Raw genomic sequence first — 17,444 nt, 5'->3', positions numbered from 1 at the left:
GCACGCCCCGGACACCAGGCCCACATAGCCCGTGCCAATCATCGCTACGCGCATGGATGTCCTCTTTCCACGGATGGGGGCGGCCGGCGGATCCGAACCTTCCGCCCGCTAATCGGCCAATCGCGGGCGCGAGACAAGACGTCGGGTGCATGCGCCTTGGGCGCCGGCGTGAAAATGCTGGGCGACATCGCACGCGCGGCGGATTTCAAACAAACAGTCACGTGCAGGTTGTAGGGTGGTCGCAGCGTGGAGTGGAAGCTTGCTGTTCGCCGCCGCCGTCATCGCCGTCCTGGTCGGTCTGCTGATCTGGCCCAGCCTCGAACGACCCCTGCGGCGAGAATTTCGACGACTGACGCGCCGTCGTCGTTGAATCCGCAAGCTGACCAAATGATCGCTTGAGTATAACCCACGGTTGAATCGGACGGTTTCACTGTCGAGCTTGCTAATGGCGAAGCTTGTCAGGTGATGAAGGCGTCCGGTCGTCGGCGCCGGAAATATTCGTGCGAGAGGATAGATCGTGCGCGGGTCGGGCGATCGCCGCCTATGTCATGCTCGTGTCGTAAGAATTGATCTGATCCCAAGCAGACGGTCACGAAACTGTGCCGCTTATGTGCAAAGTCGCAAGTCTGAGCGCTTCGATTAACGCTTATAATAGTTTTAGGGCTGGAATACCCGGGATCGGGGGCTTATAGGGTGCTCGAATTCTTAACAGGGGGTAAGCCATGTCATCGCGTTTCGTAGGCGCAGTCGTCGCGGGCCTTGCTCTCGCCGTCGCGCCGTTCGTGTCGACGGCCGCCGCCGTCCAGGGCGGCGCCACGCCGGCCTCGACCGCGCCGCCCAGCGCGGCCTCGCTGCAGGCCGTGATCGCCGCCGCCGCCCGTTCGGCCGCCGCCGACCCCAGCTTCGCGGCCAAGACCCCGGACGCCAAGCTCGAGGCCGTCCAGGTCTCGGTCGCCGCGGCCCTGGCCGCCAGCGGCGCCTCGCCCGAAGTGATCGCCGCCGCGCTGATCCAGGCCGTTGCCTCCAACGTCATCAGCGCCGGCGTGGCCCTCAAGGTCGCCGCCGCCGTCGCGCCGGGCATGGCCGCCACCGTGGCCAACGCTCCCGCCGTCGTCGCCCAACTGAAGGCCACCGGCCAAACCGCCACGGTCACCTCCTCGACCGCCGGCGGTTCGGTCAGCGTCCTGGTCAGCCTGTCGGGCGCGCCGGGCGGCGGTGGCGACGGCGCCGCGCCGCCAGCGGCCTACGACCCGTGCGCGGGCGTGACCGCCGACTACTGCGGCACCTAGGACTTCACTACGCGTTAGACCAGCGCCGGGACGTCCGGCGCCGGATCCCTTTTTTGTTTGTGTCGGGTTTCCGAAAGGCGGCTGAAGCCGTCGAACTGGGGATGGACCATGAAGATACTTGCCTCGGCCGCGATCGCGGCTGTTCTCGTCGCGGCTGCGCCGCAGATCGCGTCCGCGCAGAGCGACGCGTCCAGCTTCAAGCGCGACAAGCACACCAGCGTGCGCCAGCGGCCTCGCCCCGACTATGAAGCGGCCGGCGTCCGCCTGGGCGCGTTCATCGCCTATCCGCGCCTGACGGTGGACCTCGAGCACGACGACAACATCTACGCCGTCGCCACCGACGAGACGTCCGACACCATCTGGCGCGTGAAGCCGGAAATCGCCCTTCGCTCGGATTGGTCGCGCCACTCGCTCAGCGCCTTCGCCTCGAGCTCGATCAACCGCTATTCGGACAAGGGCACCGAGGACAATGAGGAATACACCCTCGGCCTCAACGGCAAGCTCGACGTGGTCCGCGGCTCGTTCATCTCCGGCGGCCTGCAGTACCAGAAGCTGACCGAGCCGCGCTCGGCCCCGACCTCGCCGGTCGCCGCCCTGGCCCCGATCCAGTACGAACTGGTCACCGCCGCCCTGACCGGGGTGAAGGAATTCAACCGCCTGCGCCTGACCGGCGACCTCAGCAGCAAGTCCTACGACTACGAGGACGGCCGCAACGCCGCCGGCGAGCTCGACCAGGATTTCCGCGACCGCGACCAGTACCGCTATGGCGTCAAGGCCGACTACGCCGTCAGCCCCGACACCGCCTTCTACGTCTCGCTGACCGGCGACTCGCGCCGCTACGACACGGACTCGGCGCGCGATTCCGACGGCTACATCCTGTCGGCGGGCGTCGACTTCGAACTGGCCCAGGCCGTTCGCGGCCAGGTCGACGCCGGCTACATGAAGCAGACCTACGACAACTTCGTCGTCAACGGCCGCCAGGTCAGCGACATCACCGGCTTCAGCACCAAGACCAAGGTCGAGTGGTTCCCCACCGAGCTGACCACGGTGACCTTCAACGCCACCCGCAACATCGACGAATCCGTCGTCGCCGGCTCCCAGGGCTTCGTGGCGACCACCGGTTCGGTCGCCGTCGACCACGAGCTGCTGCGCAACGTGCTGCTGTCGGGCCAGGCCAATTTCGGTAACGACAATTACGAAGGCATCGATCGCGAAGACAAGCGCAGCGGCGCCAAGGCTTCGGTCTCTTATCTGATGAACCGTCGCGTCGGCGTGTTCCTGACCTACACTTATCTGAAGCAGAAGTCCGAAGGCGCCAACGCCGCGCGAAGCTTCACCGACAATAAGCTGGCCGCTTCGCTCGCCCTGCAATTCTAGTCCAAAAAAGGTCGCGACCCTCCTCTAGCGGGAGGGTCATCGACCACTGAGAGTGCGCATCATGGACGGCTCGACCTTCGAGACCCCGATCGCTGCGGCGTCTGACGCCGCGGCGCCCGCGTTTGACCTCAACGTCATCATCGCGATCTTCCGGCGCAGACTCCGGCTGTTTGCGGCGGTGGCCCTGGCGGTCTTCGTGGCCGTGGTGCTGTTCACCCTGCAGCAGACCCCGCGTTACTCGACCTCGGCCCAGGTCATGATCGACGTGCGCCAGGAGCAGGTGACGCCGGACATGAACGCCGTGCTGTCGGGCCTGCCCGCCGACAGCGCCGTGGTCGACACCGAGGTCGAGGTGCTGCGCTCGCGGTCGCTGGCCGGCCGCGTGGTCGACCAGCTCAAGCTCGACCAGGACCCGTACTACAACCCCAGCCTCGCCGGGGCGAAGGGCATCAAGGCCTGGTTCCCCTTCCTGAAGAAGACGGTGGCGCCGACCGCCGCCAACGATCCGGTCGTCGCCCAGCGCCTGCGTGAGCGCATCGTCGACCGCGTGCTCAGCGGCCTCAGCGTCCGCCGCGCGGGCGTCACCTACCTGATCACCGTGCAGTATACGCACGAGGACCCGGCCCAGGCCGCGCGCCTGGCCAACGCCTTCGCCGACCTCTATCTGACTGAACAGCTGGAGGCCAAGTTCGAGGCCACCAAGCAGGCCAACAGCTGGCTCGACACCCGCGTCGCCGACCTGCGCGGCCAGCTGCAGCAGGCCGAGGCCGAGGTCCAGCAGTATAAGATCGCCAACAACCTGCTCAGCGCCCAGGGCGCGACCCTGACCGAGCAGGAAATCTCGGGCCTGAACCAGCAGCTGGCCACGGCCCGCGCCGAGCAGGCCGAGACCGACGCCCGCCTCAACATCGCCCGCAACCAGCTGGCCCGCGGCAGCAACGGCGAGGACCTGGGCGAGACCATGAGCTCGCCGGTCATCCAGCAGCTGCGCAAGCAGCGCGCCGAGAAGAGCGCCCAGGTCAATTCGATGGCCGAGCGCTACGACGAGCGCTGGCCCGACCTGATCAAGGCCCGTCGCGAACTGTCGGACATCGACGCCCAGATCCAGGCCGAGATCAAGCGCATCATCTCCAACCTCGAGGCCCAGGCCCAGATCTCGCGCCAGCGCACCGGCTCGGTCGCCGGCAGCGTCGGGACCGCCCGCGGCACCCTGGCCGGCAACAACCGCGCCAGCATCCGCCTGGCCGAACTGGAGCGGAAGGCCGAGTCCGTCCGCACCCTGTATGAGTCCCTGCTCGGCCGCTTCAAGCAGACCACCACCCAGCAGGGCATCGAACAGCCCGACGCCCGCGTGCTGTCGCGCGCCACCATTCCCAACAAGCCCAGCGAGCCCAAGCCCTCGGTCAACCTGATCCTGGGTCTGGTCGCCGCGCTCGGCGCCGGCGGCGCGGCCGTGGTGCTGGCCGAGATCCTGATGGCGGGCCTGTTCACCGAGGACGAGGTCGAGCGCCGCCTGGGCGTGCCCTATCTGGGCTCGGTGCCGCTGCTCAGCTCCACCCTGGACGACGCTCGCGCCGCCCGCGGCCTGGCCCCGCCGGACTACCTGCTGAACAAGCCCCTCTCCAGCTTCGCCGAAAGCCTGCGCAAGCTGCGGGCGGCGATCCTGTTCTCCAAGGTCGGCGAGACGGTGAAGGTGATCGCCGTCACCTCGTCGCTGCCGGGCGAGGGCAAGACCACCACCACCTTCTCGCTGGGCCGCACCCTGGCCGCCTCGGGCGCCAATGTCGTGGTCGTCGACTGCGACCTGCGCCAGGGCGCCATCAACCGCTTCCTGCCCACCGCCCCGGTGGTGGGCCTGATCGAGGTGCTGAACGGCGCGGCCACGCTGGAAGAGGCGCTCTACGCCGACGAAAGCGGCGCCCGGGTCCTGCCGCTGACCAAGTCGGCCTACACGCCGCGCGACGTCTTCGGCTCGGCCGCCTTCCAGCGGCTGCTGGCCGAACTGCGCCAGCGCTTCGACGTGGTGCTGCTCGACACCGCCCCGCTGCTGGCCATCGCCGACACCCGCATCCTGGCGCCGCACGCCGACGCCGTGGTGATGCTGGCCCGCTGGAAGCGCACCCCGGTCAAGGCCATCACCTCGGCGCTGTCGCTGCTGCAAGGTCGCGGCGTGTTCCTGGCCGGCGTGGCCCTGACCCAGATGGATCTCAAGGCCCAGTCCCGCTACGGCTACGGCGACGCCGGCTACTACTACAAGAGCTACCGCAAATACTATGCGGACTGACGGACGTCGGACCCGGCGGCTCGCGGGGTCCGAAACCGCCGCCTGCGCGGGGCTGACGGCGCTGGTCCTCGGCGCCGTCCTGGCCTTCGGCGCCAGCGACACGGCCGTGGCGGCCGTGTTCGCCGGGCTCTACGCCCTGTCCCTCGTCATCCTGCTGGCCGCCTGCGGCTGGGCCCGTCGCGATCTGGCGCGGCTGGGCGGCTGGACGGTTCCGGCTGTGCTGGCCAGCCTGCTGCTGGCCGCCGTCCTGGTCCCGCTGACGCCGTGGAGCCCCGACGGCCCGCATCCGGTCTGGACCTTCCTGCCCGACGGCCCGGCCGCCTCGACCCTCGACCGCTCGGCGGTGCTGCTCAACGTCTTGAACCTCTTGGGCCTCTTCTGCCTCTATGTCGCCGCCCGGGTGGTCGCCGCCTCGCAGACGCGCGGCCGCCGGCTGCTGGCCTTCATGCTGTGGGGCCTGGGGATCTACGCGGCCGGCGCCCTCGTGCATCACGTCGGCCTGCGCGGCGAGGGCCGCATGGCCGCCACCCTGCTGGGACCCAACAGCGCCGCCACCGTCTTCGCCGCCGGCGCCGTGATGGCCGCGGCGGGCCTGGCCCAGCGCCTGCGGCGCGGCGGCGCGGCGGCGCTGAAGAAGGGCGATCCGCGCGCCGTCGCCCTGGCGGGCCTCGTGGCCCTGCTGGTCGTCTGCCTGCTGATGACCGCCTCGCGCGGCGGCCTGATCGCCGGCGCGATCGGGGCCGCCATGTTCACGGTCTGGCAGGTCTTCGCCGGCCGCCGGATGACGCGCGGCGGCGTGCTTTTCGTCGGCGGCGCGGCCGCACTGGTGGTTGTCGCCCTGGGTCTCAACGGCGCGGGCCTGGTGGTCGAGCGCTTCGATCTGGCCCAGCAGGACCTCGACATTCGTCGGCAGATCATCGCTCCGCACTGGCGGGCCTTCCTGTCCTCGCCCTGGTTCGGCTACGGCCTGGGATCGTTTCCGTCGGTCAACCAGATGCTGATGACCGAGGCGGCCTTGCGCGAACTGCACAACGTGCGCGCCGTGCACAACCTCTATGTCCAGTGGCTGGAAGAGGCCGGCGTGGTCGGGACCGTGTTGATGGCCGCCCTGCTGGGCGAGCGCCTGGCTCCGGTGGTCCGCGCGGCGTTCGGCTCGGGCGGGGTGGGGATCTGGGCGCGCGGCGCGGTCTGCGCGGCGGCGGTGTTTCTGATCCACGGCCTGTCGGACTTCGCGCTGCAGGTGCCGGCCATCCAGGCCCTGGTCACGCTGGGGCTGGGCGCGCTGGGCGGCCTGGTCTCGCTTCGCGGCGAGACGCGCGGCGCCAAGCCCGATCGCGCGCCGGCCCGCTTGGCCCTGGCCGGCGGCGGCGCCTGCGCGCTGGTCGCGCTGTCGATGGCCGCGCCACTGCTGGCGGCCAAGGTCGGCGGCGACCTGTCGGCCTGGCCCACGGCCCCGGCCGACGCCCTGGCGACGAGCGTCGAGCGCGGCCTGGCGCGCAAGGATCTTTCGAAGACGGAGTTGGCGCGCCTCGACGCGCTGAGCCGTCGCGAACTGGCGTCGCGGCCGGGGTCGGGTTCGGCCTGGCTGCGCCGGGCGGCGGTCGACGCGGTCGCAGGCCTCGACGGGCCCTCGGCCCTGGCGCTGGAGCGCTCGTTCACGGTCGCGCCGCTGCAGACCAGCCTGTTCAACGCCCGGACGCGGTTCGCCTACGAGCGCTGGGACCGGCTGACGCCGACGGCGCGGGCGCAGACGATCGAACAGCTCAGCGCCGAATGGCGCCGCGCCGACTGGAAGCGCAAGGAAATGGTGCGGCTGGCCAACGAGATCCGCAACCCGGCGGGCCGGGTCGGGCTGGCCTTGCAGCTGACCGTGCTGCGGCTGCGGCAGTCGTGACCGCGGCGGCCGATCAGATGAGGGCGCGGAAAAGTTCCACGGCGCCCAGCCACAGGCCGGCCGAGACCAGGGCGGCCAGGCCCAGGCCGACGGCGCGCGGCAGGCGGCGCGTGGCGGCCGGAACGGCGTCGGCGACGTTGCTCAGCGAGATGTCGGCGTGCGGCATGAAACTCAAGGCCCCTTCAGCGCAGCTTCGTCATCTGCGCGAATCTAAGCTTAGCTTTTCACCCCTAAGCCCTAGTGAAGGAACAGGGTTTACGCAAAATGACTGTATTTTATGGTTAAGTATCAGTTTCCGCGCGACGTCGTCGGAGAGTTGCATTAGGTAGTTAGAGACGAAGTGGGGTGGCTTCGTTCCTTTTTGTGTGTCGTGGGATAGGGGGTTACGCTGTGAGCGGAAGCTCGAACACCGAAACCATGAACGCCGTCGCGGGCGAGATTCTTGCTCGTGTCGCCGTGGATCCCGGCAAGCGCTTCATCGACGTCGTCGTTGCTGCCCTCGCCTTGATCTTCTTTGCGCCCGTGCTTCTGCTCGCGGCGCTCTGGATTAAGCTGGAGTCGCCCGGACCGGTGCTGTTCCGCCAGACGCGGGGCGGCCTGAACGGTCGAACCTTCACCATCTACAAGCTGCGCTCGATGCGATGCGAGGAGAACGGCGACAAGGTCACCCAGGCCCGTCGCGACGACGACCGCATCACCAAGTCCGGCAAGCTGCTGCGCACCACCAGCATCGACGAGCTGCCCCAGCTGCTCAACGTGCTGAAGGGCGACATGTCGCTGGTGGGCCCGCGGCCGCACGCCATGGCGCACGACGCCTATTACGGCGCGCTGATCTCGACCTACCACATGCGCTTCCAGGCCAAGCCCGGCCTCACGGGCCTGGCCCAGATCCGCGGCCTGCGCGGCGGCACCACCGACGTCGAGGACATGGCGGCCCGCATCAAGGCCGACATCGCCTATATCGACGGCTGGTCGCTGATGAGCGACATCCGCATCCTGCTGCTGACGGTGCCGCACCTGCTGATGGCCGAGAACGCCTATTAAACAGTCAGTGCTGTTCGAATACTGAAAAGGCCTCGCTTCTGTTCGAAGCGAGGCCTTTTCTATTTCGAGAGCTGCGTGATCAGCCGATCGTCACCCAGGCGGCCGAGCCGGGGGCCTGGCGCTCGATCCAGCGATAGTTCAGCTCGCTCCAGGGCGTGGCCCAGGGGGTCAGGTTGTCGAGCACCCAGTCGCCCTGCTCCATGGCCACCACCAGCACGGCGTGGCTTTCGCCGCGGGCGGTGACCGCCACGGCCATCGACAGGGCCGCGGCCGGCACGCCGGCCTCGATCAGGCGGCGGCGCTTCTCCAGCGCATAGTCTTCGCAGTCGCCGTACATCTTGCCGTCGATTACGCGCGGCAGGCTCCAATACTCGATCATGCCGTAGAGATCGAAGTCGTCGGCCTTCTGCACCTCGCGATTGACGCGGCGATTGATGTCGTTGAGCAGCTTCATCTGGTCACGCGACAGGCGGGGAAGCTCGCCTTCGGCCGAGGCCAGGTTGATGTTCGGGCGGACCGGCGCGGCGGCGCTCGGAGACAGGGCGGCGGCCATCGCCGCCTCGGGCGACACCAGGGCGAAGGCGGTGTCCAGGCGCAGGGGCGCGAGGGTTTCCACCGTCACGGCGGCGACCGCATCCTCGTCTTCAAGCTCGCTCTCGGCGGCGATCGCCTGGGCCTGGGCCGCGAAGGTCAGGCGGCGGCCGCCGCTCCAGGCGGTCGAGGTCGACGAGGTGGCGATACCCGCCTGGAGCGCCGCCTGCGGCGCCTGGCCGGTCAGCGCCGCGATCTCGTGCGCCGCCGCGCCGCAGCTGTCCAGGTCGCGCTGGCAAAGGTCGGTGAACCCGGGCGGGGCGGCGGCGGGCGCGCCCATCGGCATGAACGCCGGCGCCGGCCCGGCCAGGGCCGGGGCGGCGGCCATCAGCCCAAGGCTGGCGATGGCGGTTCCGAGAAAGGCGGTGATCTTCATGACGGGCTCGCGAAGTTCGTGAGCTCATCATCGGGATATCCATTGAATTCGAGGTCAAAATGCTTGGTGTTTTAACGTATAATCAATCTGGTTTATTTGATGTTATTGGTAATCGTGAGTGAATATTCAAGGTTAAATTCATCTCGAAAATCTCGGTTTATTTATCGTAAATGCGCGTGGCAACGGTTGAAGGGGCCTTGCGCCTAAGGCATTTTGGCGATCGACCCTGTCTCGTCCTCCCTCATCCTCCTCAGGTCCATGGTCTTCGGCTTCCTGCGTCCCAAGTCCCGATCCAAGTCGCAAACGGCCTCCGCCGATGGCCGAGTGGTTTACGGCGTCGGCGATATTCACGGCCGTCTCGACCTGCTGGACCAGTTGCTCGACGCCGTGGCGGCCGATTTCGCCGCGCTCGGCCGCCAGGACCGGCCGGTGATCGTGTTCGTCGGCGACTATGTCGACCGCGGTCCGGACTCGGCCGGGGTGATCGAGCGCATCGCCGCCCTGAAGGCCGCCTCGGGCGGGGCCTTGGGCTTCGAGGTTCGCGCCTTGATGGGCAATCACGAGCAGACCCTGCTGCAATTCCTCGACAGTCCCGAGGGCGGCCCGGTCTGGACCGAGTTCGGCGGCGGCGAGACCCTGGCCTCCTATGGGGTGGCGCGGCCGGTGGGGCGCGACCCCGAGGCCTGGCGCGCGGCCCAGGAGCAGTTCCAGCGCAATCTGCCGCTGCGCCACCTGAACTTCCTGCGCCAGCTGGAGCTGACCGCCGCCTATGGCGACTATCTGTTCGTCCACGCCGGCGTGCGCCCGGGCCGGTCCCTAGTCGAGCAGGACCCGCAGGACCTGCTGTGGATCCGAGGCGATTTCCTGCACCAGCCGCACGGCCTGGGCATGGTCGTCGTCCACGGCCACACCCCCGACGAGGAGCCGTTCCTGGGCCGTGACCGGATCAATGTCGACACCGGAGCCTATGCGACGGGCGTTTTGACCGCCGTCCGGGTGGGGCAGGGCGCCCCGGTCATGCTGCAAGCGCGAAAACGACGGCCCGGTCCGGGGTGAAGCTTGTGACGCCCGGGTCTCCATGCGATGAGACCAGGGAGGGATGCAGCCGAGAGACGTGACGAGAATGATTACCGTTCGACGCCTTATTCGGGCGGCTTCGATCTGCCTGGCCCTCGCTGCGGCCGCGCCGATCGCCCAGGCTCAGGACACCCTCCCGCCGCCTTCCGCCGCGGCTGCTGCGGCGCCGCAAACCGCGCCTGTCGCGCCATCCACGGCCGCGCCCGCCGCGCCGGTCGATCCCGACTACCAGCTGGGTTCGGGCGACAAGGTCCGCGTCACCGTCTTCGGCGAACCCACCCTGTCGGGCGAGTTCTACGTCACCGGTTCGGGCCTGGTGTCCCTGCCGCTGCTGGGCGAGGTCAAGGCCGCCGGCCTCAGCGTCCGACAGTTCCAGGAGACGGTCGAGACCGCCCTGCGCAACGGCTACCTGAAGCAGCCGCGCGTCAGCGCCGAGGTGCTGAACTTCCGCCCGTTCTACATCCTGGGCGAGGTCAGCAAGCCGGGCACCTACCCCTATACCTCGGGCCTGACGGTCCAGAACGCCGTGGCCACCGCGGGCGGCTACACCTACCGGGCCGACAAGAACAAGGTCTACATCAAGCGTCTGGGCGAAGAGAAAGAGACCAAGATGAGCCTGACGCCGTCGACCCAGGTCGCGCCGGGCGACACGGTGCGTATCGGCGAGCGCTTCTTTTAAGAATTAAAATGCAGGCGCCGCGTCTTTCGCGGCGTCGGCGGCGTTAAGGTTCGATTTACCACGGCGCGCGGCGATAGGTCGCGCTTTCGACTACCTGGCCGCGCAATAGAAACCATTTTTTTGTATCTTTCCGCACAGAGTGGCGCCGTACCACTCTGGGGGAACGCCTTTGCTGAAGGTTCTGACCTGCCTGACGGGGCAGCATGACTTCAGGCTCGTGCTTGTCGCCGGCCTCGTCTGCTTCGCCGCCTGTTTCACGGCGTTCCGACTCTTTTCACGCCTGCGCGGCGCGCGCGGCCTGGTCCGCGGGGCCTGGCTGCTGCTGACCGGCCTGGTCGCCGGCTCGGGCGTCTGGGCCACCCACTTCATCGCCATGGTCGCCTACGACCCGGGCCTCAAGACCGGCTACAGCCCGGCCGGCACCCTGCTGTCGCTGATGATCGCGGTGCTGTTCATGGCGGCCGGCTTCGCCGTGGCCTCGGCCGAGCGCACCCGCACCAACGACTGCGCCGGCGGCCTGCTGCTGGGCCTGGGCATCGGCGCGATGCACTACACCGGCATGTCGGCCTTCGTGACTCAGGGCTACGTGCTTTGGGAGCAGGCCACCGTCGCCGCCTCGGTCGTCATCGGCGTGTCCTTCTCGGCCATCGCCCTGGTCATCGCCGGTCGCGCCCGCTCGCTGACCAAGCAGTTGATCGGCGGCACGGTGCTCACCCTGGGCGTCTGCGGCCTGCACTTCACCGGCATGGGCGCGGTGACGATCATGCCCGACGTCAACGTCGTCGTGCCCGAGCAACTGCTGTCGGGCGCCATGCTGACCCTGGCGGTGACCGCCATCACCGGCCTGATCATCCTGGGCGGCCTGGGCGCGGTGACCATCGAGTCCTCGACCAGCCGCTCGGCGCTCGATCGCATCCGCCGCCTGGCCAACGCCGCCTATGAAGGCATCGTCGTGGTCCAGGACGGCCGCATCAACGACGCCAACGCCGCCTTCTGCGAACTGGCCGGCGCGTCGCTGGACGAGCTGGTCGGCAAGCCGCTCTACACCGCCATGCTGACCTTCGACGGCAAGGAACCGGCCCGCGAAGGCGTGCGCCGCGAAGGGCTGCTTCAGCCGCTCGAAGGCGGCCGCGCCATTCCGGTCGAGGTGTTCTCGCGCCTGATGGACGACGGCGCCCGCACCGAGACCTCGGGCCTGACCGTGCTGGCCATCCGCGACCTGCGCGAGCGCCGCTCGGCCGAGGAAAAGATCCGCTACCTGGCCGAACACGACGGCCTCACCGGCCTGCCCAACCGCAACTCGCTGCAGGCCCGCCTGGCCGCGGCCCTGGAACGCGTCGAGGCGTCCGGCGAAACCCTGTCGCTGGTCTGCATCGATCTCGACCACTTCAAGGAAGCCAACGACCTGCACGGCCACCTGGCCGGCGACGCCCTGCTGGTCGAGGCCGCCCGCCGCCTGCAGGACTCGGTCACCGCCCCGTCCTTCGCCGCGCGACTGGGCGGCGACGAATTCATCCTCGTGCAGATCGTCGCCGGCGACCAGCCCGCCGCCGCCGCCGAACTGGCCGGTCGCGTGCTCGAGCAGCTGTCGGCCCCGGCCGTCTACGAAGGCCAGGACCTGGCCATGGGCGCCAGCCTGGGCGTCTCGCTGTTCCCCGACGACGGCCGCACCGCCGAGGCCCTGCTGGCCAACGCCGACATGGCCCTCTACCGCGCCAAGGAAAGCGGCCGCGGCGTCTATCGCTTCTTCAAGCGCGAGATGGACGAGACCATCCGTGAACGTCGCACCCTGGCCCGCGAGCTGCGCCAGGCCATCACCGACGAGGAGTTGGTGGTGTTCTACCAGCCCCTGGCCCGCGCCGCCGACGGCGAGGTTTGCGGCTTCGAGGCCCTGGTTCGCTGGAAGCACCCGGTGCGCGGCATGGTCCCGCCGCTCGACTTCATCCCGGTGGCCGAGGAGAACGGTCTCATCACCCAGCTGGGCGAGTGGGTCCTGCGCCGCGCCTGCGCCGACGCCGCCAGCTGGGACCGCCCGCTGCGCATCGCCGTCAATCTGTCGCCGCTGCAGCTGAACCAGCCCAACCTGCCCACCCTGGTGCACGAGGTGCTGATCGCCACCGGCCTGTCGCCCTCGCGCCTGGAGCTGGAGATCACCGAAAGCGCTCTGTTCAAGGACTATCAGCGCGCACTCGACAACCTGCGCCGCCTGAAGGCCCTGGGCGTGCGGATCGCCATGGACGACTTCGGCACCGGCTTCTCGTCGCTGTCGACCCTGCAGTCGTTCCCCTTCGACAAGATCAAGATCGACAAGAGCTTCGTCGAGAACATCCACCGCCACGACCGCGCCACCGTCATCGTGCGCGCCGTGCTGGGCCTGGGCCGCAGCCTGGAGATCCCGGTCGTGGCCGAGGGCGTCGAGACCCAGGAGCAGATCGACTTCCTGCGCGGCGAGTCCTGCGCCGAGCTGCAAGGCTACGCCATCGGCCGCCCCGGTCCGATCGACAGCCTGTCGGCCTGGACCCTGGCCCGCGCCGCCGTCGCCAATGCTTCGGAACAGACCAAGGCTCGCGGCGCGGCCTGATCGCGTACACGCCCGATGGCGCCTCTGTGGAACCTCTGCCGTGCGGCGACGTTTGCAAGGCGTTGCCGGCGGGGGTGCGCCTGGTGACTCGGGGCTAGCGTAATGGGCCAGTTTCTCAGTCGGACGACGATCCGGTTCGCATCGTCGGTCGACCGCCCGGTTCTTCGGTTCTGCCTGGCCGGCGCGGCCGTGGGCCTGGCCGTGGCCGCCCGCTTCGGCGCGGCCAACCTGACCGACCATCCCAGCAACTTCCCGCCGTTCTTCGTCGCCGTCATGCTGGCGGCCCTGGTCGGCGGGCTGTGGGCGGGGCTGGCCTCGGTCCTGGCCAGCGCCCTGATCGTCCGCCTTTTGTGGATGAGCGGTCCGCTCGACACCCCCCAGGCCGCGCAACTGGCCACCTTCGGCTTGAGCAGCGGCCTGATCGTGCTGTTCGTCGCCGCCCTGCGGCTGGCCGTGCGCAGCGGCCTGGCCGCCGAGGAGCGGTTTCGCATCGCCCAGGACGCCTCGCTCGACGCCTTTGTGATCCTCGAGCCCGTGCGGCGCGGCGGCCAGGTCGCCGACTTCCGCTGGACCTACGCCAATCCCGCCGCCCAGGCCCTGCGGCCGCGCGGCGTCTCCAGCCTGATCGGCCGCCGGGTGCGCGACGTCTTTCGTGACGAGACCGGCCAGCAGATGATCGAGCGCCTGACCCGCCTGCTCGACGAGGGCGGTCCCGACGATCTGGAAGTACGGCGGGTGATCGACGGCGAGGAGCATTGGGTGCGCTCCAGCGGCGTGCGCATCACCGAGGGCCTGGCGGTGACCTTTCGCGACGTGACCCGCGAGCGCCGGGCCGCCGCGGCGCTGCGCACCAGCGAGGAGCAGTTCCGGGGCGTGGCCAACGCCGCCCCGGTGATGATCTGGATCTCGGGCGTCGACGGGGCCTGCATCTGGTTCAACGACGCGTGGCTGAAGTTCACCGGCCGCAGCATGGACGAGGAACTGGGGCGCGGCTGGGCCGCCGGCGTCCATCCCGACGACCTGGGCGCCGCCGAGGCCGAGGCGGCCGCCGCCATCGCGGCCCGCCGCCCGTTCCGCGCCGCCTTTCGCCTGCGCCGCGCCGACGGCGCCTGGCGCTGGATCAGCAGCGCCGGCGCCCCGCGGCACGACGCCTACGGCCAGTTCCAGGGCTATATCGGCAGCTGCTTCGACAACACCGAGGTCGTGGAAACGACGCTCGAACTGGAAGACCGCGTCGCCGAGCGCACCGCCGCCCTCGAGGCCAGCATCGCCGAACGCGCCAAGACCGAGGCGGCCCTGGCCCAGTCACAACGGCTGGAGACCGTCGGCCGGCTGACCGGCGGCGTCGCCCACGACTTCAACAACCTGCTGACGGTGATGGTCGGCGGGCTCGACATGATCCTCAAGCGCCCCGACGACGTGGCCCGCGTGCGGCGCCTGGGCGAGGCGGCCCTGGCCGCCGGCCAGCGCGGCGAGCGCCTGACCCGCCAGCTGCTGGCCTTCTCGCGCAGCCAGGAACTGAAGCTGGAGGTCGTCGACATCGCCGGCCTGATCCTGCAGGTCGAGCCTCTGGTCCGCCGCGCCGTCGGCGACGCCAAGAGCCTGGAGGTCCGCGCCGACCGGGAGGCCGGCTCCAGCCGCGTCGACGCCGCCCAGTTCGAGGCCGCCCTGCTCAACCTCGTCGTCAACGCCGTCGACGCCACGCCGGACCACGGGACCATCACCGTCGAGGTCGCGGCCGAGCGGCTGGACGACGGCCAGGCGGGCGAGGCCCCGGCCGGCGACTATGTGCGCGTGGCGGTGTCCGATACCGGCCACGGCATGTCGCCCGAGGTGCTGGGGCGGGTGTTCGAGCCGTTCTTCACCACCAAGGAAGTCGGCAAGGGCACGGGCCTGGGCCTGGCCCAGGTCTATGGCTTCGTGCGCCAGTGCGGCGGGGCGGTGACCATCGACAGCCAGGAGGGCAGGGGAACCACGGTGTCGCTGCACCTGCCGGTCGCCGTCGCCGACGGCGTCGCGGTGGAACGGTCGGAGGACGCGCCCATCGCCGACCTTTCCGGCGTGCGGGTGCTGCTGGTCGAGGACGACGCCAGCGTGCGGGCCATCACCGAGGGCGCGCTGACCGAGCTGGGCTGCATCGTCGTCACCGCCGAGCACGGCCGCGCGGCCCTGGCCCGGCTGGAGGTCGAGCCGGACTTCGACGTCCTGCTGTCGGACCTCGTCATGCCCGGCGGCGTCAGCGGCGTGGAGCTGGGCCGCATCGTCGCCGAACGCGCGCCCCGCACCGCCGTCCTGCTGACCACCGGCTACGCCGGCGACCGCCTGGCCGCGGCGTTGGAAGACTTGCCCTGGCCGGTCCTGCGCAAGCCGTTCCGGATAGAGCAGCTGCACCGGGCGCTGGCGGAGGCGGCCGTAAGATCCTCCCCCTCTGGGGGAGGTGGCGCGTAGCGCCGGAGGGGGGACGTTTTCAGCTTCCACCGACGTCACACCTCACCCGTGAAACGGGGGAGGTGGCGCGGCGCCATCGGCGCGTTGACGGAGGGGGCGAGGGACGGAGCGCCGCGCGCGCCGCCGCCCCCTCCCCCGCTTCGCGGTCCCCCTCCCCCGCAAGCGGGGGAGGAGAAGGAAGCTACCGCCTCCGGCTCAGCCCCCCCAGCAGACCGCGCATGATCTCGCGCCCGGCCTGCGAGGCCACGGTCCGCAGCAGCGACTTGGCGAAGGTCTCGGCCATGCCCTGGCGGCTGGACGAGGCGCGGGGGCGCGAGGCGCGGGCCTCTTCGCGTTCTTCCCGGGCCCGTTCGCGCTCGCGCACCTTCTCCTCGGCCGCTCGCTGGCGTTCGGCCTCGGCGGCGCTGGCGGCGGCGGCGGCGTCCTTCTGGGCTTGGGCGGCGCGGCCCTGCAGGGTCTCGTAGGCCGAGGCGCGGTCCTGGGCGGTGTCGTAGAGGCCGGCCACCGGGCTCTTGGCGATGGCGGCGGCGCGCTCTTCCGGCGTCAGGGGCCCGAGGCGCGAGGCCGGCGGGCGGATCAGGGTCTTCTGCACCACGCAGGGTGCGCCCTTGGCGTCGAGCACCGAGACCAGGGCCTCGCCCACGCCCAGGGCCTGGATGGTCTCGGCCGTGTCGAAGGCCGGATTGACCCGGAACGACTGGGCCGCCGCCTTCAGCCCCTTCTGGTCGGCGGGGGTGTAGGCGCGCAGGGCGTGCTGCACGCGTGCGCCCAGTTGGCCCAGCACCGCGTCGGGAATGTCGGCCGGGTTCTGGGTGACGAAATAGATGCCCACGCCCTTGGAGCGGATCAGGCGCACCACCTGCTCGATCTTTTCCAGCAAGGGCTTGGGCGCATCGTTGAACAGCAGGTGCGCCTCGTCGAAGAAGAACACCAGCTTGGGCTTCTCCGGATCGCCCACCTCGGGCAGCTCCTCGAAGAGCTCCGACAGCAGCCACAGCAGGAAGGTCGAATAGAGCTTGGGCGACTGGATCAGCCGGTCGGCCGCCAGCACGTTGACATAGCCGCGCCCGGCCACGTCGGTGCGCATGATGTCGGCCAGGTTCAGGGCCGGCTCGCCGAAGAAGTGCTCGGCCCCCTGCGTCTGCAGGGTCAGGAGCTTGCGCTGGATCGCGCCCACCGTGGCGGCCGAGACGTTTCCGTACTGGGTGCCGATCTCGCCGGCGTTGTCGGCCACGTACTTCAGCGCCGCCTGCAGGTCCTTCAGGTCGAGCAGCAGCAGGCCGTCCTGGTCGGCGACGTGGAAGGTGATGGTCAGCACCCCCTCCTGCACGTCGTTCAGTTCCAAGAGGCGCGACAGCAAGAGCGGACCCATCTCCGAGATGGTCGTGCGGATCGGGTGACCCTTCTCGCCGAACAGGTCCCAGAAGATGGTCGGCGGCGCGGCCGGGGTCAGGGTGATGTCCATCGAGGCGGCGCGGGCCTGCATCTTCTCGTTGGGCGTCCCCAGCGCGGCGACGCCCGAGAGGTCGCCCTTCACGTCGGCGGCGAACACCGGCACGCCCGCGTCGGCGAAGGCCTGGGCCATGACCTGCAACGTCACCGTCTTGCCGGTGCCGGTGGCGCCGGCCACCACGCCGTGGCGGTTGGAGCGGTCCAGCCGCTGGGTGACGGGGCCCTCACCCAGGCCCCCCTGAGAAAGGCCAATGAGGATCTCGCCTTCGCCGATCGCCAGGGTCATGCGCAACTTCCCTTCATCTAGGAGCTTTAAGCCTAGCTCCGGCCTTGTCCTTCGCCAATTGGGCTG

12 protein-coding genes are annotated in these 17,444 nt (G+C 69.6%); 9 read left to right on the top strand and 3 right to left on the bottom strand.

The window, feature by feature from the left end; translation table 11 throughout:
• Nucleotides 1-722: 722 nt before the first annotated feature.
• From ACODR1_RS19770 to ACODR1_RS19755, 4 genes are all read left to right on the top strand, one after another.
• A complete protein-coding gene (locus tag ACODR1_RS19770; RefSeq protein WP_488881986.1) occupies nt 723-1,289 on the top strand; it encodes a hypothetical protein in 567 nt (188 codons plus the stop codon).
• A 108-nt stretch (nt 1,290-1,397) separates the two neighbouring features.
• The gene (locus tag ACODR1_RS19765) at nt 1,398-2,666 is read left to right on the top strand and encodes an outer membrane beta-barrel protein (protein ID WP_488881985.1); all 1,269 of its coding nucleotides are present in this window, start codon (nt 1,398-1,400) and stop codon (nt 2,664-2,666) included.
• Nucleotides 2,667-2,727: 61 nt separating this feature from the next.
• Nucleotides 2,728-4,950 carry a GumC family protein gene (locus ACODR1_RS19760; RefSeq protein WP_488881984.1) on the top strand — a complete coding sequence of 741 codons (2,223 nt, stop codon included), beginning with the start codon at nt 2,728-2,730 and terminating at the stop codon, nt 4,948-4,950.
• Entirely contained in the window at nt 4,940-6,844 is a 1,905-nt protein-coding gene (locus tag ACODR1_RS19755) for an O-antigen ligase family protein (RefSeq protein ID WP_488881983.1), read from the top strand. The genes ACODR1_RS19760 and ACODR1_RS19755 overlap by 11 nt, the downstream gene beginning before the upstream one ends.
• Nucleotides 6,845-6,857: 13 nt before the next feature.
• On the opposite strand, the gene ACODR1_RS19750 is transcribed toward ACODR1_RS19755, so the two are convergent.
• On the bottom strand, nt 6,858-7,010 hold the full coding sequence (locus ACODR1_RS19750; protein ID WP_488881982.1) for a hypothetical protein: 153 nt from the start codon (nt 7,008-7,010) through the stop codon (nt 6,858-6,860).
• 251 nt (nt 7,011-7,261) lie between these two features.
• Between ACODR1_RS19750 and pssZ the strand changes: the two genes are divergently transcribed.
• Nucleotides 7,262-7,888, top strand: coding sequence for an exopolysaccharide biosynthesis protein PssZ (pssZ, locus tag ACODR1_RS19745; protein WP_488881981.1), 627 nt, complete (start codon nt 7,262-7,264; stop codon nt 7,886-7,888).
• A 79-nt stretch (nt 7,889-7,967) separates the two neighbouring features.
• Here the strand turns inward: pssZ and ACODR1_RS19740 are convergent, their stop codons facing one another.
• A complete protein-coding gene (locus tag ACODR1_RS19740; protein ID WP_488881980.1) occupies nt 7,968-8,855 on the bottom strand; it encodes a transglutaminase-like cysteine peptidase in 888 nt (295 codons plus the stop codon).
• Nucleotides 8,856-9,179: 324 nt separating this feature from the next.
• Between ACODR1_RS19740 and ACODR1_RS19735 the strand changes: the two genes are divergently transcribed.
• The 4 genes from ACODR1_RS19735 (at nt 9,180) to ACODR1_RS19720 (ending at nt 15,640) form a co-directional block, all read left to right on the top strand.
• A complete protein-coding gene (locus ACODR1_RS19735) occupies nt 9,180-9,911 on the top strand; it encodes a metallophosphoesterase family protein (RefSeq protein WP_488881979.1) in 732 nt (243 codons plus the stop codon).
• 67 nt (nt 9,912-9,978) lie between these two features.
• Nucleotides 9,979-10,611, top strand: coding sequence for a polysaccharide biosynthesis/export family protein (locus ACODR1_RS19730; protein WP_488881978.1), 633 nt, complete (start codon nt 9,979-9,981; stop codon nt 10,609-10,611).
• A gap of 169 nt (nt 10,612-10,780) precedes the next feature.
• Nucleotides 10,781-13,192 (top strand): EAL domain-containing protein, encoded by a 2,412-nt coding sequence (locus ACODR1_RS19725; RefSeq protein ID WP_488881977.1) that lies wholly within the window; start codon nt 10,781-10,783, stop codon nt 13,190-13,192.
• A 102-nt stretch (nt 13,193-13,294) separates the two neighbouring features.
• Nucleotides 13,295-15,640, top strand: coding sequence for an ATP-binding protein (locus ACODR1_RS19720; RefSeq protein ID WP_488881976.1), 2,346 nt, complete (start codon nt 13,295-13,297; stop codon nt 15,638-15,640).
• 181 nt (nt 15,641-15,821) lie between these two features.
• Here the strand turns inward: ACODR1_RS19720 and ACODR1_RS19715 are convergent, their stop codons facing one another.
• The gene (locus tag ACODR1_RS19715; protein ID WP_488881975.1) at nt 15,822-17,378 is read right to left on the bottom strand and encodes a helicase HerA-like domain-containing protein; all 1,557 of its coding nucleotides are present in this window, start codon (nt 17,376-17,378) and stop codon (nt 15,822-15,824) included.
• Between the last annotated feature and the right edge of the window lie 66 nt (nt 17,379-17,444).

This window comes from Caulobacter sp. FG7 (assembly GCF_057808875.1).
The sequence above is the reverse complement of the archived record's forward strand: the minus strand, read 5'-3'. Positions and strand labels throughout refer to the sequence as shown.

Bases quoted from the DNA above. Each gene is read 5' to 3' on its own strand.
- ACODR1_RS19770 (WP_488881986.1), top strand. From the start codon at position 723: ATGTCATCGCGTTTCGTAGGCGCAGTCGTCGCGGGCCTTGCTCTCGCC.
- ACODR1_RS19765 (WP_488881985.1), top strand. From the start codon at position 1,398: ATGAAGATACTTGCCTCGGCCGCGATCGCGGCTGTTCTCGTCGCGGCT.
- ACODR1_RS19760 (WP_488881984.1), top strand. From the start codon at position 2,728: ATGGACGGCTCGACCTTCGAGACCCCGATCGCTGCGGCGTCTGACGCC.
- ACODR1_RS19755 (WP_488881983.1), top strand. From the start codon at position 4,940: ATGCGGACTGACGGACGTCGGACCCGGCGGCTCGCGGGGTCCGAAACC.
- ACODR1_RS19750 (WP_488881982.1), bottom strand. From the start codon at position 7,010: ATGCCGCACGCCGACATCTCGCTGAGCAACGTCGCCGACGCCGTTCCG.
- pssZ (WP_488881981.1), top strand. From the start codon at position 7,262: ATGAACGCCGTCGCGGGCGAGATTCTTGCTCGTGTCGCCGTGGATCCC.
- ACODR1_RS19740 (WP_488881980.1), bottom strand. From the start codon at position 8,855: ATGAAGATCACCGCCTTTCTCGGAACCGCCATCGCCAGCCTTGGGCTG.
- ACODR1_RS19730 (WP_488881978.1), top strand. From the start codon at position 9,979: ATGATTACCGTTCGACGCCTTATTCGGGCGGCTTCGATCTGCCTGGCC.
- ACODR1_RS19720 (WP_488881976.1), top strand. From the start codon at position 13,295: ATGGGCCAGTTTCTCAGTCGGACGACGATCCGGTTCGCATCGTCGGTC.
- ACODR1_RS19715 (WP_488881975.1), bottom strand. From the start codon at position 17,378: ATGACCCTGGCGATCGGCGAAGGCGAGATCCTCATTGGCCTTTCTCAG.